At 55.7% G+C, this 13,394-nt stretch carries 13 protein-coding genes; 11 read left to right on the forward strand and 2 right to left on the reverse strand.

Annotated features, from left to right (window positions below; genetic code table 11):
- The first annotated feature begins 9 nt into the window (after positions 1 to 9).
- Genes CIK78_RS04250 through CIK78_RS04260 form a run of 3 tightly spaced genes read left to right on the forward strand, consistent with a single transcriptional unit; the run spans position 10 to position 3,232 of the window.
- Complete coding sequence (locus tag CIK78_RS04250) at positions 10 to 1,284, forward strand: TRAP transporter large permease (RefSeq protein WP_096277532.1); 1,275 nt, start codon at positions 10 to 12, stop codon at positions 1,282 to 1,284.
- Positions 1,285 to 1,324: 40 nt separating this feature from the next.
- Positions 1,325 to 1,792, forward strand: a complete 468-nt coding sequence (locus tag CIK78_RS04255; protein ID WP_096277534.1) for a RidA family protein — start codon at positions 1,325 to 1,327, stop codon at positions 1,790 to 1,792.
- A gap of 24 nt (positions 1,793 to 1,816) precedes the next feature.
- Positions 1,817 to 3,232, forward strand: a complete 1,416-nt coding sequence (locus CIK78_RS04260; RefSeq protein WP_096277536.1) for an amidase — start codon at positions 1,817 to 1,819, stop codon at positions 3,230 to 3,232.
- Positions 3,233 to 3,244: 12 nt separating this feature from the next.
- On the opposite strand, the gene CIK78_RS04265 is transcribed toward CIK78_RS04260, so the two are convergent.
- Positions 3,245 to 4,279, reverse strand: coding sequence for a LacI family DNA-binding transcriptional regulator (locus CIK78_RS04265; RefSeq protein ID WP_176483360.1), 1,035 nt, complete (start codon positions 4,277 to 4,279; stop codon positions 3,245 to 3,247).
- A gap of 133 nt (positions 4,280 to 4,412) precedes the next feature.
- Between CIK78_RS04265 and ltnD the strand changes: the two genes are divergently transcribed.
- From ltnD to CIK78_RS04305, 8 genes are all read left to right on the forward strand, one after another.
- Positions 4,413 to 5,345 (forward strand): L-threonate dehydrogenase, encoded by a 933-nt coding sequence (gene ltnD / locus CIK78_RS04270; RefSeq protein ID WP_096277541.1) that lies wholly within the window; start codon positions 4,413 to 4,415, stop codon positions 5,343 to 5,345.
- Between the two features lie 49 nt (positions 5,346 to 5,394).
- Positions 5,395 to 6,192: a 2-oxo-tetronate isomerase gene (otnI, locus tag CIK78_RS04275; protein ID WP_096282256.1), complete on the forward strand. Its 798-nt coding sequence runs from the start codon at positions 5,395 to 5,397 to the stop codon at positions 6,190 to 6,192.
- A gap of 50 nt (positions 6,193 to 6,242) precedes the next feature.
- The gene (denD, locus tag CIK78_RS04280) at positions 6,243 to 7,205 is read left to right on the forward strand and encodes a D-erythronate dehydrogenase (RefSeq protein WP_096277544.1); all 963 of its coding nucleotides are present in this window, start codon (positions 6,243 to 6,245) and stop codon (positions 7,203 to 7,205) included.
- A gap of 104 nt (positions 7,206 to 7,309) precedes the next feature.
- Positions 7,310 to 8,305 (forward strand): TRAP transporter substrate-binding protein, encoded by a 996-nt coding sequence (locus CIK78_RS04285; RefSeq protein ID WP_096277546.1) that lies wholly within the window; start codon positions 7,310 to 7,312, stop codon positions 8,303 to 8,305.
- A gap of 61 nt (positions 8,306 to 8,366) precedes the next feature.
- Positions 8,367 to 8,930 (forward strand): TRAP transporter small permease, encoded by a 564-nt coding sequence (locus tag CIK78_RS04290; protein ID WP_096277548.1) that lies wholly within the window; start codon positions 8,367 to 8,369, stop codon positions 8,928 to 8,930.
- Positions 8,927 to 10,201: a TRAP transporter large permease gene (locus CIK78_RS04295; RefSeq protein ID WP_096277550.1), complete on the forward strand. Its 1,275-nt coding sequence runs from the start codon at positions 8,927 to 8,929 to the stop codon at positions 10,199 to 10,201. Before CIK78_RS04290 ends, CIK78_RS04295 begins: the two co-directional genes overlap by 4 nt.
- A gap of 49 nt (positions 10,202 to 10,250) precedes the next feature.
- Positions 10,251 to 11,708, forward strand: coding sequence for an aldehyde dehydrogenase family protein (locus CIK78_RS04300; RefSeq protein ID WP_096277552.1), 1,458 nt, complete (start codon positions 10,251 to 10,253; stop codon positions 11,706 to 11,708).
- 28 nt (positions 11,709 to 11,736) lie between these two features.
- On the forward strand, positions 11,737 to 12,609 hold the full coding sequence (locus CIK78_RS04305; RefSeq protein ID WP_096277554.1) for an NAD(P)-dependent oxidoreductase: 873 nt from the start codon (positions 11,737 to 11,739) through the stop codon (positions 12,607 to 12,609).
- Positions 12,610 to 12,623: 14 nt separating this feature from the next.
- On the opposite strand, the gene madM is transcribed toward CIK78_RS04305, so the two are convergent.
- Complete coding sequence (madM, locus tag CIK78_RS04310) at positions 12,624 to 13,385, reverse strand: malonate transporter subunit MadM (protein WP_096277556.1); 762 nt, start codon at positions 13,383 to 13,385, stop codon at positions 12,624 to 12,626.
- Positions 13,386 to 13,394: the final 9 nt, after the last annotated feature.

Below are 13,394 nucleotides of genomic sequence, written 5' to 3' on the forward strand. Positions count from 1 at the left end.
AGAGCGACTATGATTACTGCATTATTACCCATCTTTTTTGCCGTGCTACTGCTTGGGTTACCTATCTTTGCTTCTTTAGCACTAGCGGTGTTTTTAGCGATCGAGTTTTTTGGCACCACCAACCCGGTCATTGTGCCGATGCGCATGTTTACCGGTATGAATAACTTCTCGCTCATGGCGATTCCGTTTTTTATTCTGGCGGCAGAGCTAATGCGCATTGGTGGACTTTCAGATCGGTTGATCAATTTAGCCAAAGCGTTAGTCGGATGGGTGCCCGGCGGTTTAGCAGCGGCTACCGTGCTTTCATGCTTATTCTTCGGTGCCATTTCCGGCTCAAGCCCCGCAACGGTGGTGGCGATTGGCTCGATTATGTTTCCGGCGCTGGTAGCGGCTGGCTACGATAAACGCTTTGCGATTGGTTTGATTGCCACCGCCGGTACGTTAGGGCCGATTGTGCCGCCGAGTATTGCGCTGATTATCTATGGCTCTGTAACCGGAACTTCGGTTGGTCGTCTGTTCGCGGCAGGTTTACTACCGGCCATTGTCATTGCCTCTATTCTGATTGCCTACTGCATTGTATTTAGCAGCATCAAAGGCTATGAGCGCTCCTCATTTCCGACACTGCGTCAAATTTTGGCGGCTTTTAAAGACGCCGCTTGGGGGCTGGGTCTGCCGGTGATCTTGCTGGGTGGTATCTACAGCGGAGTCTTTACCCCCACGGAGTCGGCAGCCGTTGCCTGCATATATGGGCTGTTTGTTGGCATGGTGGTGTATCGCACGATCAATGTCATGGAGCTGATGGGTACGCTGAGAAGTTCAGGGCTGATTTCCGCCACGCTGCTGCTGATTACTGCGGGTGCCTCCGCTTTTTCTTGGCTGCTCGCCATTACCGGCACCCCGAGCCAACTGGCGGGGCAAGTGTTGTCTTGGACAGATGATCCGTTTCAGGTCATGGCGCTCTTTAACGTCGTGATGATTATTGCTGGTTTTTTCCTCGATAGCGCTTCAGCGATCATCGTGCTCTCACCGCTACTGCAGCCTATCGCCGCGCAAGTTGGCGTCGATCCGGTTCATTTCGGCATTATCACGTTAATCAATTTCTCGGTGGGCATGATTACACCACCGGTAGGGCTGAACCTGTTTGTCGCCATGGCAATCTCCAAAATGTCACTTCAGGAAGTATTTAAGGCCTGCTTGCCGCTCATTGGTTTGATGCTAATCGCGCTGATCATTATCACTTATATACCCTGGTTAAGTACCTGGCTGCCATCGCTAATTTATTAATTAATAGCGTGAATACGTTAATCAATAAGGACAACGCACAATGAGTAAAACAATTGAACAAGCGGTGGCGGAGCAGGGCCTTACGCTTCCCGCGATTCCAAAACCGCGTGGCATGTTTTTGCCTTGGTCTCAGTTGGGCAGTCAGCTGTTTTTAGCCGGACAAATTTGTGAGCGCGGAGGTGATGTTCTCTATTCGGGAAAGGTGGGCGCTGAGTTTGACCTTGAAACCGGTAAGCTAGCAGCCCAAGCATGTGCTTTAAATCTGTTGGCATCACTTAGCGATGCACTTGAGGGTGACTTCTCTAGAGTGGTGCGCTGCGTACGCATGAATGGCTTCGTCAATGTGGCGCCGGGCTTTCACGATGTACCGCTGGTTATCAACGGTGCCTCGGAGCTATTTGTCGCGCTGTTTGGCGAGGCTGGGCGACACGCCAGAACAGCCATTGGGGTAGCTACTCTACCTGGCAATGCTGCAGTGGAAGTCGAAGCGATTTTTGAAGTAAGTTAGACACCGGATGGAGGTACGTGACGTATGCAGGATTCACCGATATTTCTACCTTTGCGTGAGCAGCATGCTCGCTTGCGAGCGGGTACGTTAACCGCCACTACACTTGCCGAGGCATCGATAGCTGCTTATCAACAGCGCGGCAAACATGATCATGCTTACCTCACCTGGAACGGTGAACAAACGCTAGCGATGGCCAAAGCCTCTGATACTGTGCTCGCCCAAGGTGGTGATGTCGGTGCGCTGATGGGGATAGCGGTCTCGATCAAGGATATTTACGCAGTGCCTGGATTGCCCACTTATGCGGGTTCTTCTCAGCGACTGCCGAAACGTTGGGAGTCTGCTGGGCCTGTAGTGAGTGCTTTACTGAAACAGTTACCTTCCGTGATGGGTAAAACCCACTCCGTTGAGTTTGCTTTTGGTGGGCTGGGCACGAATGCTCACTGGGGAACGCCGCGTAATCCCTGGGATATTGGTCAGCATCGAGTGCCTGGCGGTTCGAGCTCCGGAGCGGGTGTTTCGCTGGTGAGTGGCACTGCTAGCCTGGCGCTGGGCACTGACACTGCTGGGTCAGTGCGCATTCCTGCGTCGATGACCGGCGTCGTCGGGTTGAAAACCACCGCCGGGCGCTGGTCGACCCAACAAATTGTGCCACTCTCTACCACGCTGGATACCCCAGGCCTGCTGGCGCTGCGGGTGGATGACCTGGCCTTTGCGTTTGATGGACTGGATGGTCAGTTGGGTGATGGCGCGCGAGGTGGCAACGATGACCGAATACCGGCTATCCCAGTGCTTGCGGACCTCACCTTTGGCGTGCCGGAAACGTTTTTCTGGGATGACTGTAGTCCAGGCATTGCAGAAACCGTTCGCGCGGCTATAAAACAGCTGGAAGGCGCCGGAGCAAGGATAGTGACGTTGGAATTGCCAGGCATCGAAGAAGCGTATGAACTCTTCAAACTGGGCGGTGTAGCCGCCGCTGAGCTGGCAGCATTTCTAAAAACCGCACTACCCGAGATGATTGCTTCTCTTGACCCTAATGTGGCTGCCCGTATCGCAGCGGCTGATGATATGCCTGCCTGGGAGTACGTGCGTCGTCGTACGGTGCTGGATTCGCTCTATCAATCCGCCGCCGCTCGCATGGCGGATGTGGATGCCGTGCTTACCCCTACAGTGGCCATTACCCCGCCCACTATTGAGAGCCTGCAGCCGGAAGGTGCTTATTCAAAAGCCAATATGCATGCCCTTCGAAATACGGTGATCGCTAACTTTCTGGGTCTATGTGCGCTAACGCTGCCGGTGGGAAAAGATGCTGCAAGCATGCCCGTTGGCCTGCAAGTGCTAGGCGGCCCATGGCAAGATGCCAAGCTGCTGGCGATTGGCCAGACAATTGAAAATGAGCTGGGCACGGGGTTGGATATTCTTGGTCACCCTCCAATGTTGTAACTGAGTGCAATGCTAAGTACTGCCACCCGCCTGGAGGGTAAAACCAACATCATGCTGGCGGTGTTCAACGGCTTTGCCGCTGAGCCGCTGTATTAAGGTGCTGGCGGCTAGGCGGCCTATCTCTTCTCTGGGTGAGAGAATAGTGGTGAGCTGTGGCGTTACGTGTTGACCAAGCGGCAAACCATTGAATCCGGCAATGGCGATATCTTCTGGCACCCTTAGGCCTTGGCGCTGGGCGGCCAGCAACGCGCCTGCGGCCAAATCGTCGTTAGCGAAGTGGATGGCTTGGGTTTGCGGGTAGTGTGCCAGCACCTGGGCTAGGCCTTCCGCGCCAGCCTGCAGGCTGCCCAGCGTGTTTAACTCTACCAGCGGTGCTGCAAGTCTGTTCGCTTGCAGCACCGCTTTATGCCCTTCAAAGCGCATGCCTGCGCGATAATCCTGAGACAGGCGAGCACCGACATAAACAATATGGCGATAGCCTTTTTTAATAAGATGGCTAGCCATGCAGCGCCCTGCGGTCACATGGTCGAGCCCAACGTTAAGATCCATCGCTTGACCCAGCTCCATCACCTCCATAATGGGATGGTTCCAGTTGGCGAGCAGCGTATGACATGCTTGGTTATGGCGTAGGCCTGCGGTCACTAGTGCCGAGCATGACCAGCCCAAAAAAGTGCGCACCAGCTGATATTCACGATCCAGGTCGTAATCGGTATTGCCGAGCAGGATTTGGTAGCCCTGTGCCTCTAACGTTTCTTGAAGCCCCTGAATAACCTCAACAAACACAGTGTTAACCAGCGAAGGCACAATGACCGCAACCAGCCGTGAGCGGGAGGAGGCTAAGCTGCCTGCAATGAGATTTGGGACATAACCTAAACGCTCTACCGCGGTATGAACGCTGTGCCGAGCGCGGTCGCTAACCTTATCGGGATGATTCAGCGCTCGTGAGGCGGTAATCGGTGATACGCCGGCCGCCTCTGCCACTTGGCTAAGCGTGACCTGATCGGAGCGGCGGCGTTGTTTAGTGCCGCTAATAGGCTCTTTAGACATTGGTCGCGCATCTCTCATGTTCAGCTTGTCGATACGCAAAGAATAATCTAGAAAGGATGGTAGCGCTATCATTCGCAGCACTGCTATAGCCAGTAAAGCGACAGCCAATACAACCGCAGCGAGGTATCGCCAGGTGAGTGAACGTAGCCAACAAGCCCTTCGAATCGGGGTCATAGGCCTAGGCGTTATGGGGATGGGAACCGCTACCGCCTTGCTTCAACGTGGGCTTAATGTGACAGGCTGTGATATTTCGCAGGCAGCCCGCGAAGCCTTCACGGCAGAGGGTGGCAAAAGCGTTGCAACGCCTGCAGAGCTTGCCGACTGCCATATTGTGCTGGTGGTAGTTGTTAACGGCGGCCAAGTTGAGCAAGTGTTGTTTGGTGAGCAGGGAGTCGTCGGCCATTTGGCACCGGACAGCCTCGTTATGCAGTGCGCGACGGTGGCGCCTAGCCAAGCAAAGCAGCTTGGCGAGCGCTTAGCGGCGGAAGGCTTAATGATGCTTGATGCACCCATTAGCGGCGGGGCGGCTAAAGCGAAAAGCGGTGACTTATCAGTGATGGCGTCCGGTTCGCCCGAGGCTTTCAGCTACGCTCAGCCTGTGCTTGATGCCATGGCAGCCAAAGTCTATCGCCTAGGCGATGCGCCGGGCGTTGGTTCTAGTATGAAGCTTGTGAATCAACTGCTGGCCGGGGTGCATATTGCCACCGCTGCTGAAGCGATGGCGCTAGGTATTCGTATGGGACTCGATCCAGAAGTGATTTTTGACGTCATTAGCCATTCGGCAGGCAACTCTTGGATGTTTGAAAATCGCGTGCCGCATATTCTAAGCGGTGACTATACGCCGCTTTCAGCGGTGGATATTTTCGTTAAAGATCTCAATATCGTGCATCAAACCGGGCGGGAACTAGCGCTAACAACGCCGATCGCAGCTAGCGCGCTGCAGCTGTTTACCGCTGCTAGCGGCGCGGGTTTTGGACGTGAAGACGATTCAGCGGTGATAAAAGTTTATCAGCGTTTATCGGGCATCACGTTACCTGAAGCGGCTAACGATGCCTGCGGAGGCTGAGAACAATGCCGCCCATCAAAAGAGCGCCGCTATTAAAAAGAGCACTGCGATGATTCGACTAGCCGCTAACCTCAGCATGCTGTTTAACGAGCACGCCTTTATAGACCGCTTTGCGGCTGCCGCAGAGGCAGGCTTTAAGGGCGTGGAGTACCTGTTTCCGTATGCGTTTGCTGCGGAAGAATTACGCCATGCGCTGGCAGAAGCGCAGTTGGAGCAGGTGCTGTTCAACCTGCCGCCAGGTGATTGGGACGCGGGTGAAAGAGGCTTGGCGAGCCTACCGGGGCGCGAAGGTGAATTTCGTGACTCGTTAATTGAGGGCCTACGCTACGCTGAAACGCTTAACTGCCCGCGGATACATGCCATAGCAGGGCTGCTACCGCAGGGCGCCGATGCCGATACCGTGGCTGAGCATCACGCGATCTATATCAGCAATTTGCGCTATGCGGCGCGCGAGGCGGCGAAAGTCGGCCGAGATATCCTGATCGAGCCCATCAATACTCGCGATATGCCCGGCTTTTTTCTGTCTCGCCAAGCCCAGGCCATGGCGGTACTCGAAGAGGTCGGGGCGGATAATGTGAAGCTCCAATTTGACCTTTATCACTGCCAGATTATGGATGGTGATTTGCTACGTCATCTTGAGCGCCAGTTTAGCGCCATCGGCCATATTCAGATTGCGGGCGTGCCAACGCGCCACGAGCCTGACGTTGGGGAAGTACATTATCCTGCCCTTTTTGAGCGCATGGGCACCTTGGGCTATAGCGGCTGGGTCGGCTGCGAGTATCGTCCGCAGGCGGAAACCCGCGCAGGCTTAGGCTGGGGTAAGCCGTGGGGTTTAACGGATCGCTGAGCTATCTTCAGCTGAAGACACAATAACAATTGCCACATAGGATCGACACAATGCATATCGCTATTACCGGGGCGGCTGGCTTTCTCGGCCAGCGCTTAGTCCAGCAATTACTGGCGCGAGGCGAGCTTCGTCAGCAGCCTATCACCCGGCTAACGCTGATTGACCAAGTTGAGGCGCCGCAGCCATCACAAAGCAATGTCTCGGTGACATCGCTGGCAATCGACATTACTAAGCTCGGTGCGCTGGATAGCGTGCTGGATCAACGCCCTGACGTTATTTATCACTTGGCCGCGGTGGTGAGCTCCGCGGCCGAGGCAGATTTTGACCTGGGGATGCTGGTCAATTTTGATGCCACGCGAGCGCTACTAGAAGGTTGCCGTGCCCGTGAGCTGAGCAATACCCGCTTGATCATGGCAAGCTCCGTGGCTGCTTATGGCGGTGATTTGCCCGACGTACTTGATGACATGACTGCCTTGCAGCCGCAAACGTCTTACGGCACGCAAAAGGCAATGTGTGAGTTGTTAATTAACGACTACAGCCGTCGTGGGTTTATTGATGGCCTCGCGCTGCGCCTGCCAACGATTGTGATTCGCCCTGGGCGGCCTAATGCAGCGGCCTCAAGCTTTGCCTCAAGTATTCTGCGTGAACCTTTGAATGGTGAGAAGGCCGTTTGCCCTGTCTCGATCAACCAGCCGCTGTTCGTGATGTCGCCGGATAAGGTGATTGATGCGCTGATACACGGGGCCGATATTGCTCAAGAAGTGCTCGGTAAATTTCGTGCTTTTATCCTGCCGGGTATCACCACCCATGTCGCTGAGATGCTGGATGCTTTGCAGGAGGTTGCCGGGCCAGAGGCGGTCGCGCTGGTACATCATGAGCAGGACCCTCGCATCGAGCCCTTAGTGGCGAGCTGGCCCGCCCGCTTTGAAACCGAGAAGGCTACTCAGCTTGGATTTGTCGGAGATCGTGATTTTCGGCAGATTGTTGATGCCTATGTGGCCGAGTATCACTGATGTCGCTATTTCTAGATGCCACGACGCCTAGTTGATGGGCGAGCAATAAGGGGAGCCAAGGCTCCCGTCATCCTAACTAATAAATACAACGAAGGAGCATCACCATGACCACTCATTTCACTCAACGCACGCTCGTAACGGCCATTAGTACCGCTATCGCTCTGACGGGGCTTGCGTTTCAAGCCCAGGCGGCCACGGAAGTCAGCGTGGGCTACGCAATCTCCAGTAACTCTCACTACGGTGCTGGCTCGCGCGCTTTTAAAGAAACGTTAGAGCGCCTCTCTGATGGTGAATTTACCGTGTCGGATCATCCTAGCGGCTCACTCGGCGGAGAGCGCGCCATGATTGAGGGGCTGCAGATTGGTACCGTCGATGTCGTGATCACCTCCACCGGGCCGCTGGGGAACTTTGTTCCGGAGACCTATGTGCTTGATCTGCCGTTCTTGTTCACCAGCTACGAGCAGGCGCGCTGTGTGCTTGATGGCGAGATCGGCCAGGAGCTGCTGGATAAAATGGGTGAGCACGATTTGGTTGGCCTGTCCTGGTCGGAAAACGGTTTCCGTCATATCACCAATAGCCAGCGTGCCATCGCAGCACCTGAGGACGTTAGCGGCCTGAAGATTCGCACCATGGAGAACCGTATCCACCAGCAGGCGTTTGAAGGATTAGGCGCAAGCCCTACGCCGATGGCCATGCCTGAGCTGTTCACCGCGCTGCAACAGGGCACGGTCGATGGCCAAGAAAACCCGATTGCGGTCATTGTTGCTGCGAACCTTTACGAAGTGCAGGACCAGCTGTCTTTGACGGGACATGTTTACTCGCCCGCGATTTTGCTGGGCTCCCCCGTGCTACTTGATGGGCTGAGCGATGAAGAGCGAGAGTGGTTTGACGAGGCCGCTCAAGCCGCCACCGATGCTACTCGCGCTGAGGTGTCGCGGTTAGAGGAAGAGGGTGTCGCGTTTCTACAAGAACACGGTATGACAGTGACGGACAATATTGATCCAGCGCCTTTCCAAGAGGCTGTGGAGGATGTCTACGCCCGTTTTATTGAGCAATACGGCGACGAGATGCTAGAGCGCATTCGTAACAGCAGCTGCTGAACCCATCCCGTGGCGCCCGCTGGGCGCCACTTTCCCACAACCTGACGGGGTGAGGTGACTCATGGTGTCTTGGCTTTTGCGTGTCGAACATGTCTTGACTCGTCTGGCACTAACGATCGCTATTGTGATGTTGATCATATCGGTGTCGCTGAGTTTCTATCAGGTGCTCACTCGGTTTATCTTTAATGCACCTTCCACGTGGTCGGAAACGCTATCACGGGCATCGATGATCTGGTGTGTCTTTATGGCAGCGGCGGCTACGTTTCGTGGCGGTTTTATGATGGCGGTGGAGGTGATCTATAAGTTAGTACCCAAGCGCACCCTGCTGGCGCTGGAGTGGCTCATTGGGCTGTGTTGTTTGTTGGTGCTGGCCGTCTTGGTTTATTACGGCATTCAAATGACCCAGAGAGTCAGCCGCCAGACGCTGTCGGCGCTTGAGGTCTCAATGGCGTGGGCATACGCGGCGATTCCCGTGGGCAGCGCGTTTGCGATGTTGGCCGTGCTGGCAAGGTTGCTTGCGCAAAGCTGTGGTCTTGAAGCGCTGGGGCCGATGCATGACGAAGCTATTGAGCAAGATGCGATCCAGCAAAACTTAGGGTCGACCCAGAGAGAGCCACGCCCATGAACTTAGCTATCGGTCTTTCTCTGCTAATTTTATTCGCCACCGGCGTGCCGATCGCGATTTCGATCTTGCTAGCATCGATCATCGGTATCGAGTTTTTCTCACGGCTGCCGCTGGTCATGGTTCCGCAGCAGCTGTTTGTGGGGCTTGATAACTTCCCACTAATGGCGATTCCCTTCTTCATTCTAGCCGGAAATCTGATGGCGGCTGGCGGCATCTCTAGTCGCCTTGTCGACCTGGCAAAATCTATCGTCGGTGGCGTTCAAGGCGGCTTGGCGATGACGTGTGTGCTGACCTGCATGATGTTTGCTGCCGTGTCAGGTTCAAGCGTGGCAACGACCTTTGCTATCGGTGCGATCCTGATTCCGGCAATGGTCAAGCATGGCTACCCGAAGCCGCTCGCCGCTTCTATTCAGGCATCGTCTGCGGAGCTCGGGGTGCTGATTCCTCCTTCTATTCCGCTCATTTTGTTCGGGGTGAGTACCGATACCTCCATTGGCCAACTGTTCATTGCCGGTATTGGTCCAGGGATTCTGATCGGCAGTGCGCTGCTGCTCTTTCTGTATATCTTCTGCAAGCTAAGTGGTTTTGGCCTTGAGGATAGCAAAGGCCGTACTCGTTTCGTGACGGCTTTCCAGCGGGCGTGGGCAGCAATGCTCATGCCCATCGTGGTGATTGGCGGTATCTACGGCGGTGTTTTCACCCCGACGGAAGCTTCGGCCGTAGCGGTGTTCTATGCCTTAGTCGTCGGCGCTTGCTACCGCGAGCTTAAGCTTGCGGAGCTAATGCCGGTGATGCGCCAAAGCGTTATCTCAACGGCCGCTGTAATGCTGATTATTGCCGCGGCGGCGCTGTTCAGCTTTCTTATTAGCCGTTCTGGGCTGCCGGTTCACGTTGCCGCCTGGGTAACGGCCGTGTTCGATAGCCCCTGGGCATTTTTGTTGGCGGTCAATGCGCTGCTGCTCGTTGTCGGCATGTTCATCGAAACCGGCGCTGCCATTTTGGTGCTGGCGCCCATTCTTACTCCGATTGCAATGCAGTTCGGCATCCATCCCGTTCACTTTGGCCTTGTGATGGTGGTGAACCTGGCGCTGGGTATGATTACGCCACCGCTGGGTGTGAATCTCTTTGCCGCCTGTGCTGTCGCCAAAATATCGATTGATCAAATGCTGCCCTGGTTGGTTCAGTTTGTGCTGGTGGTGCTGGTTTGCCTCATGATGATTACCTATATGCCATGGATTTCGATGGGGTTAGTCAATCTTTTTTACGGTTAGATACACGGCTTTTAAATCCTTACATATAGCCACAATAAAGGAGTGAACTATGTCCCATGCGTTGGCCTTGCCACCTCAGCAGGCACTAATTGGCGGGCAGTGGATAGATACCGCTACGACGATTCAGGTCGAAGCACCCGCCTCCGGTGAGCCGTTGGCGCGTATTGCTCGCAGCCAAGCTGCAGAGGTGAATGCCGCAGTGCAGGCAGCCCAAAACGCTTTTGTTGGCCAACTAGGCGAGTGGTCTAGCTGGTCTGCGCGCCTGCGCAGCGAATGGCTGCTGAGCTTTGCCGGGGTGATTGAAGCTCATCACGAGCAGCTGGCGCAGCTTGAGTGTGCCGACACGGGTAAACCCATGACTCAGGCGAAGGGTGATATTGCCGCCTGCGCGCGCTACTTCCGCTTTTACGGCGGTGCGGCGGATAAGCTACACGGTGAAACCATTCCCTTTGAAAATGACTTTGCCGTCATGACGCTGCGTGAACCTTACGGCGTCTGTGCACAGATTATTCCCTGGAATTACCCCGCACAAATTTTTGGACGCTGCGTGGCGGCAGCGTTGGCAGCCGGCAATACCATCGTCCTTAAGCCAGCAGAAGATGCCTGTTTGAGCGTGCTGCGCCTTGCTGAGCTGGCGACCAATCATGGCTTACCTGCCGGTGCGCTTAACGTAGTACCTGGGCTGGGCTCTGAGGCTGGCGCTGTGCTTGCATCACATGCTGATATTCATCACCTGTCATTTACCGGCTCGCCAGAAACCGGTACGCAGGTTGCCCAGGCAGCCGCCCAGCACCATGTGCCGGTGACCCTAGAACTCGGTGGGAAATCACCTCAGCTAGTGTTTGCTGATGCTGATCTTGAGGCAGCGTTGCCAGCGGTGGTGCGCGGGATTATCCAAAATGCGGGCCAGACTTGCTCGGCCGGCAGCCGGTTGTTAGTACAGCGCGATATTGCCGATAGCGTTGTCGCTACGCTGTCTGAGCTCTTTGCGGCACTGCGTTGCGATGTGGGTGAAGCCGATGCCGACTGCGGGCCGCTAATCAATGCGCGCCAGAAATCCAAGCTAGAAGAGCGTTTGGCAGCGGCTGAAGCCGACGGTATTCGGGTGGCCGCCAAAGGCCAGCTGGCTGCCGGCGCACCGGCTGACGGGCACTTTGTACTTCCGCAACTGCTAACCAATATTCCCGACGGGCACGAAGTACTGCGCGAAGAGCTATTTGGCCCCGTGCTGGTCGTCCAAATTTTTGAGGATGAAGCGCAAGCGTTGGCCTTGGCAAATGCGACTGATTTTGGCCTGTGTGCGGGTGTTTGGACGCGTGATGGGGGGCGTCAGCTGCGCTTGGCCAAAGGTATTCGCAGTGGCCAGGTCTTTATTAATAATTACGGCGCAGCGGGGGGCGTAGAACTTCCTTTTGGCGGTATTGGCCGCTCGGGGCATGGTCGTGAGAAAGGCTTTGAGGGGCTGCGTAGTTACACGCGTATTAAAACCATTGCGATTAAACATTAACAGGCGCTTTCTCTTAAAGGAGACTCCAATGACAGCAAAACGCCAGGTAGGCATCGTCGGCGTGGGCCTGATGGGCCACGGCATTGCCAGCAGCCTGCAGCGCGCAGGCCATTTTGTCAGTTTTCTAGAGCACCCGGGCAATCAGCCCGTTGACGATTTGTTAGCCGCCGGCGCCCACGCACAGCCTTCAGGACGCGAACTAGCGCAGAGCGTTGATGTAGTGATTTTGTGCGTGACGGGATCGCCCCAGGTGGAGGCCGTGCTCTTTGAATCTAACGGTGTGCTGGAAGGCTTGAAGCCCGGCAGCATTGTGATGGACTGCTCCACGGCGCTGCCTAGCTCAACGGAAAAAGTTGCTGCCCGAGTTGCTGAGGCAGGCGGCCGCTTTATGGATGCAGCCATGACGCGCACGCCAAAAGAAGCGGCCGAAGGACGGCTCAATCTCATCGTGGGCGCACCAAAGGCGCTGTTTGATGAAACTTTGCCGCTGCTAGAGGGATTTGCGGAAAACATCGCCCATGCGGGCGACGTTGGCGCGGGTCATACCCTGAAGTTACTGCATAACTTTGTATCGTTGGGCTTTTCGGCGGTATTGGCGGAGGCCACCGCTGCCTCCCGCAAAGCGGGGATCCGCGATAGCGCATTGCTTGAAGTGCTAGGGGCCGGCGGCGGCGGTGGGGTCGTGTTAGAACGGCTGCGTCCTTATATTGCCGAGAACGATCCATCGGGCTTTAGGTTCTCCGTCGCCAATGCCAGTAAAGACCTGGGCTATTACCACACGATGACCGATGATCTTGGCGTTGAAGGAGGCGTTGCCGCTGCTGTTCACAGCCTTTACACCTCCGTTGAGGATCAGAGCCTTTCCATTCCCGAGCTCATTGGCGTTTTGGCGAAACGTTAACGGCAAGTCGTCAGTTAGAAAATGGCGCGAACGGCTAGATAAAGCACCGACGGCGCGAGCAATGCGCCAAGCCCGGTGTAAAACGTTGCCGTCATCGCGCCATAAGGAACAAGCTTAGGGTCGGTTGCCGCAAGCCCTGCCGCAACGCCGCTGGTCGTGCCCATTAGGCCGCCGAAGATCATGGCCGAGCGTGGGTTATCCAAACCAATATGACGTGCCAGCATGGGCGTCATAATCATGACCAATATGGATTTGAACAGACCGGCGGCAATGGAGAGCGCAATAATTTCAGAAGAGGCGCCAATGGCGGCACCGGCAATCGGGCCGACGATATACGTGGCGGTACCTGCACCAATGGTGGTTAAGGTGACCGGGTCGCGGTAGCCGAATGCGTAGGCAACCGCAACACCTGCAACGAACGACACTATCACGCCTAGAAATAAGGCCACCACGCCGCTCATGCCCGCTTCGCGGATCTCCTGAAAACGAACGCCGTACGCCGTGGCGATGATGGCTAGGTCGCGCAGCATGCCGCCGCCCATCAGCCCTAGCCCAGCAAACAGGCTGATATCGGCAAGTCCTTTCGTACCGCCGGTCGCGACTCCCCCCACGTAGGCCAGTATCAAACCGACCATGATAGCGATGGCCGACCCATGAACGCGGCCACGGGTTAGCTTATCGCTGACAATATAAGACAGGTACATGGCCCCGCCGACCAGTGCGAAGGCGGCAATCAGGTGCTGTTTTTCCAGCTGGGTAAGCAGTGATTCAAGCATAAATATGGC

The organism is Halomonas sp. JB37 (assembly GCF_002332255.1).
Taxonomy (GTDB): Bacteria; Pseudomonadota; Gammaproteobacteria; order Pseudomonadales; family Halomonadaceae; genus Vreelandella; species Vreelandella casei.

Coding starts and splice junctions, on each gene's coding strand:
- CIK78_RS04250 (WP_096277532.1), top strand. CDS start 10: ATGATTACTGCATTATTACCCATCTTTTTTGCCGTGCTACTGCTTGGG.
- CIK78_RS04255 (WP_096277534.1), top strand. CDS start 1,325: ATGAGTAAAACAATTGAACAAGCGGTGGCGGAGCAGGGCCTTACGCTT.
- CIK78_RS04260 (WP_096277536.1), top strand. CDS start 1,817: ATGCAGGATTCACCGATATTTCTACCTTTGCGTGAGCAGCATGCTCGC.
- CIK78_RS04265 (WP_176483360.1), bottom strand. CDS start 4,279: ATGTCTAAAGAGCCTATTAGCGGCACTAAACAACGCCGCCGCTCCGAT.
- otnI (WP_096282256.1), top strand. CDS start 5,395: ATGATTCGACTAGCCGCTAACCTCAGCATGCTGTTTAACGAGCACGCC.
- denD (WP_096277544.1), top strand. CDS start 6,243: ATGCATATCGCTATTACCGGGGCGGCTGGCTTTCTCGGCCAGCGCTTA.
- CIK78_RS04285 (WP_096277546.1), top strand. CDS start 7,310: ATGACCACTCATTTCACTCAACGCACGCTCGTAACGGCCATTAGTACC.
- CIK78_RS04290 (WP_096277548.1), top strand. CDS start 8,367: ATGGTGTCTTGGCTTTTGCGTGTCGAACATGTCTTGACTCGTCTGGCA.
- CIK78_RS04295 (WP_096277550.1), top strand. CDS start 8,927: ATGAACTTAGCTATCGGTCTTTCTCTGCTAATTTTATTCGCCACCGGC.
- CIK78_RS04300 (WP_096277552.1), top strand. CDS start 10,251: ATGTCCCATGCGTTGGCCTTGCCACCTCAGCAGGCACTAATTGGCGGG.
- CIK78_RS04305 (WP_096277554.1), top strand. CDS start 11,737: ATGACAGCAAAACGCCAGGTAGGCATCGTCGGCGTGGGCCTGATGGGC.
- madM (WP_096277556.1), bottom strand. CDS start 13,385: ATGCTTGAATCACTGCTTACCCAGCTGGAAAAACAGCACCTGATTGCC.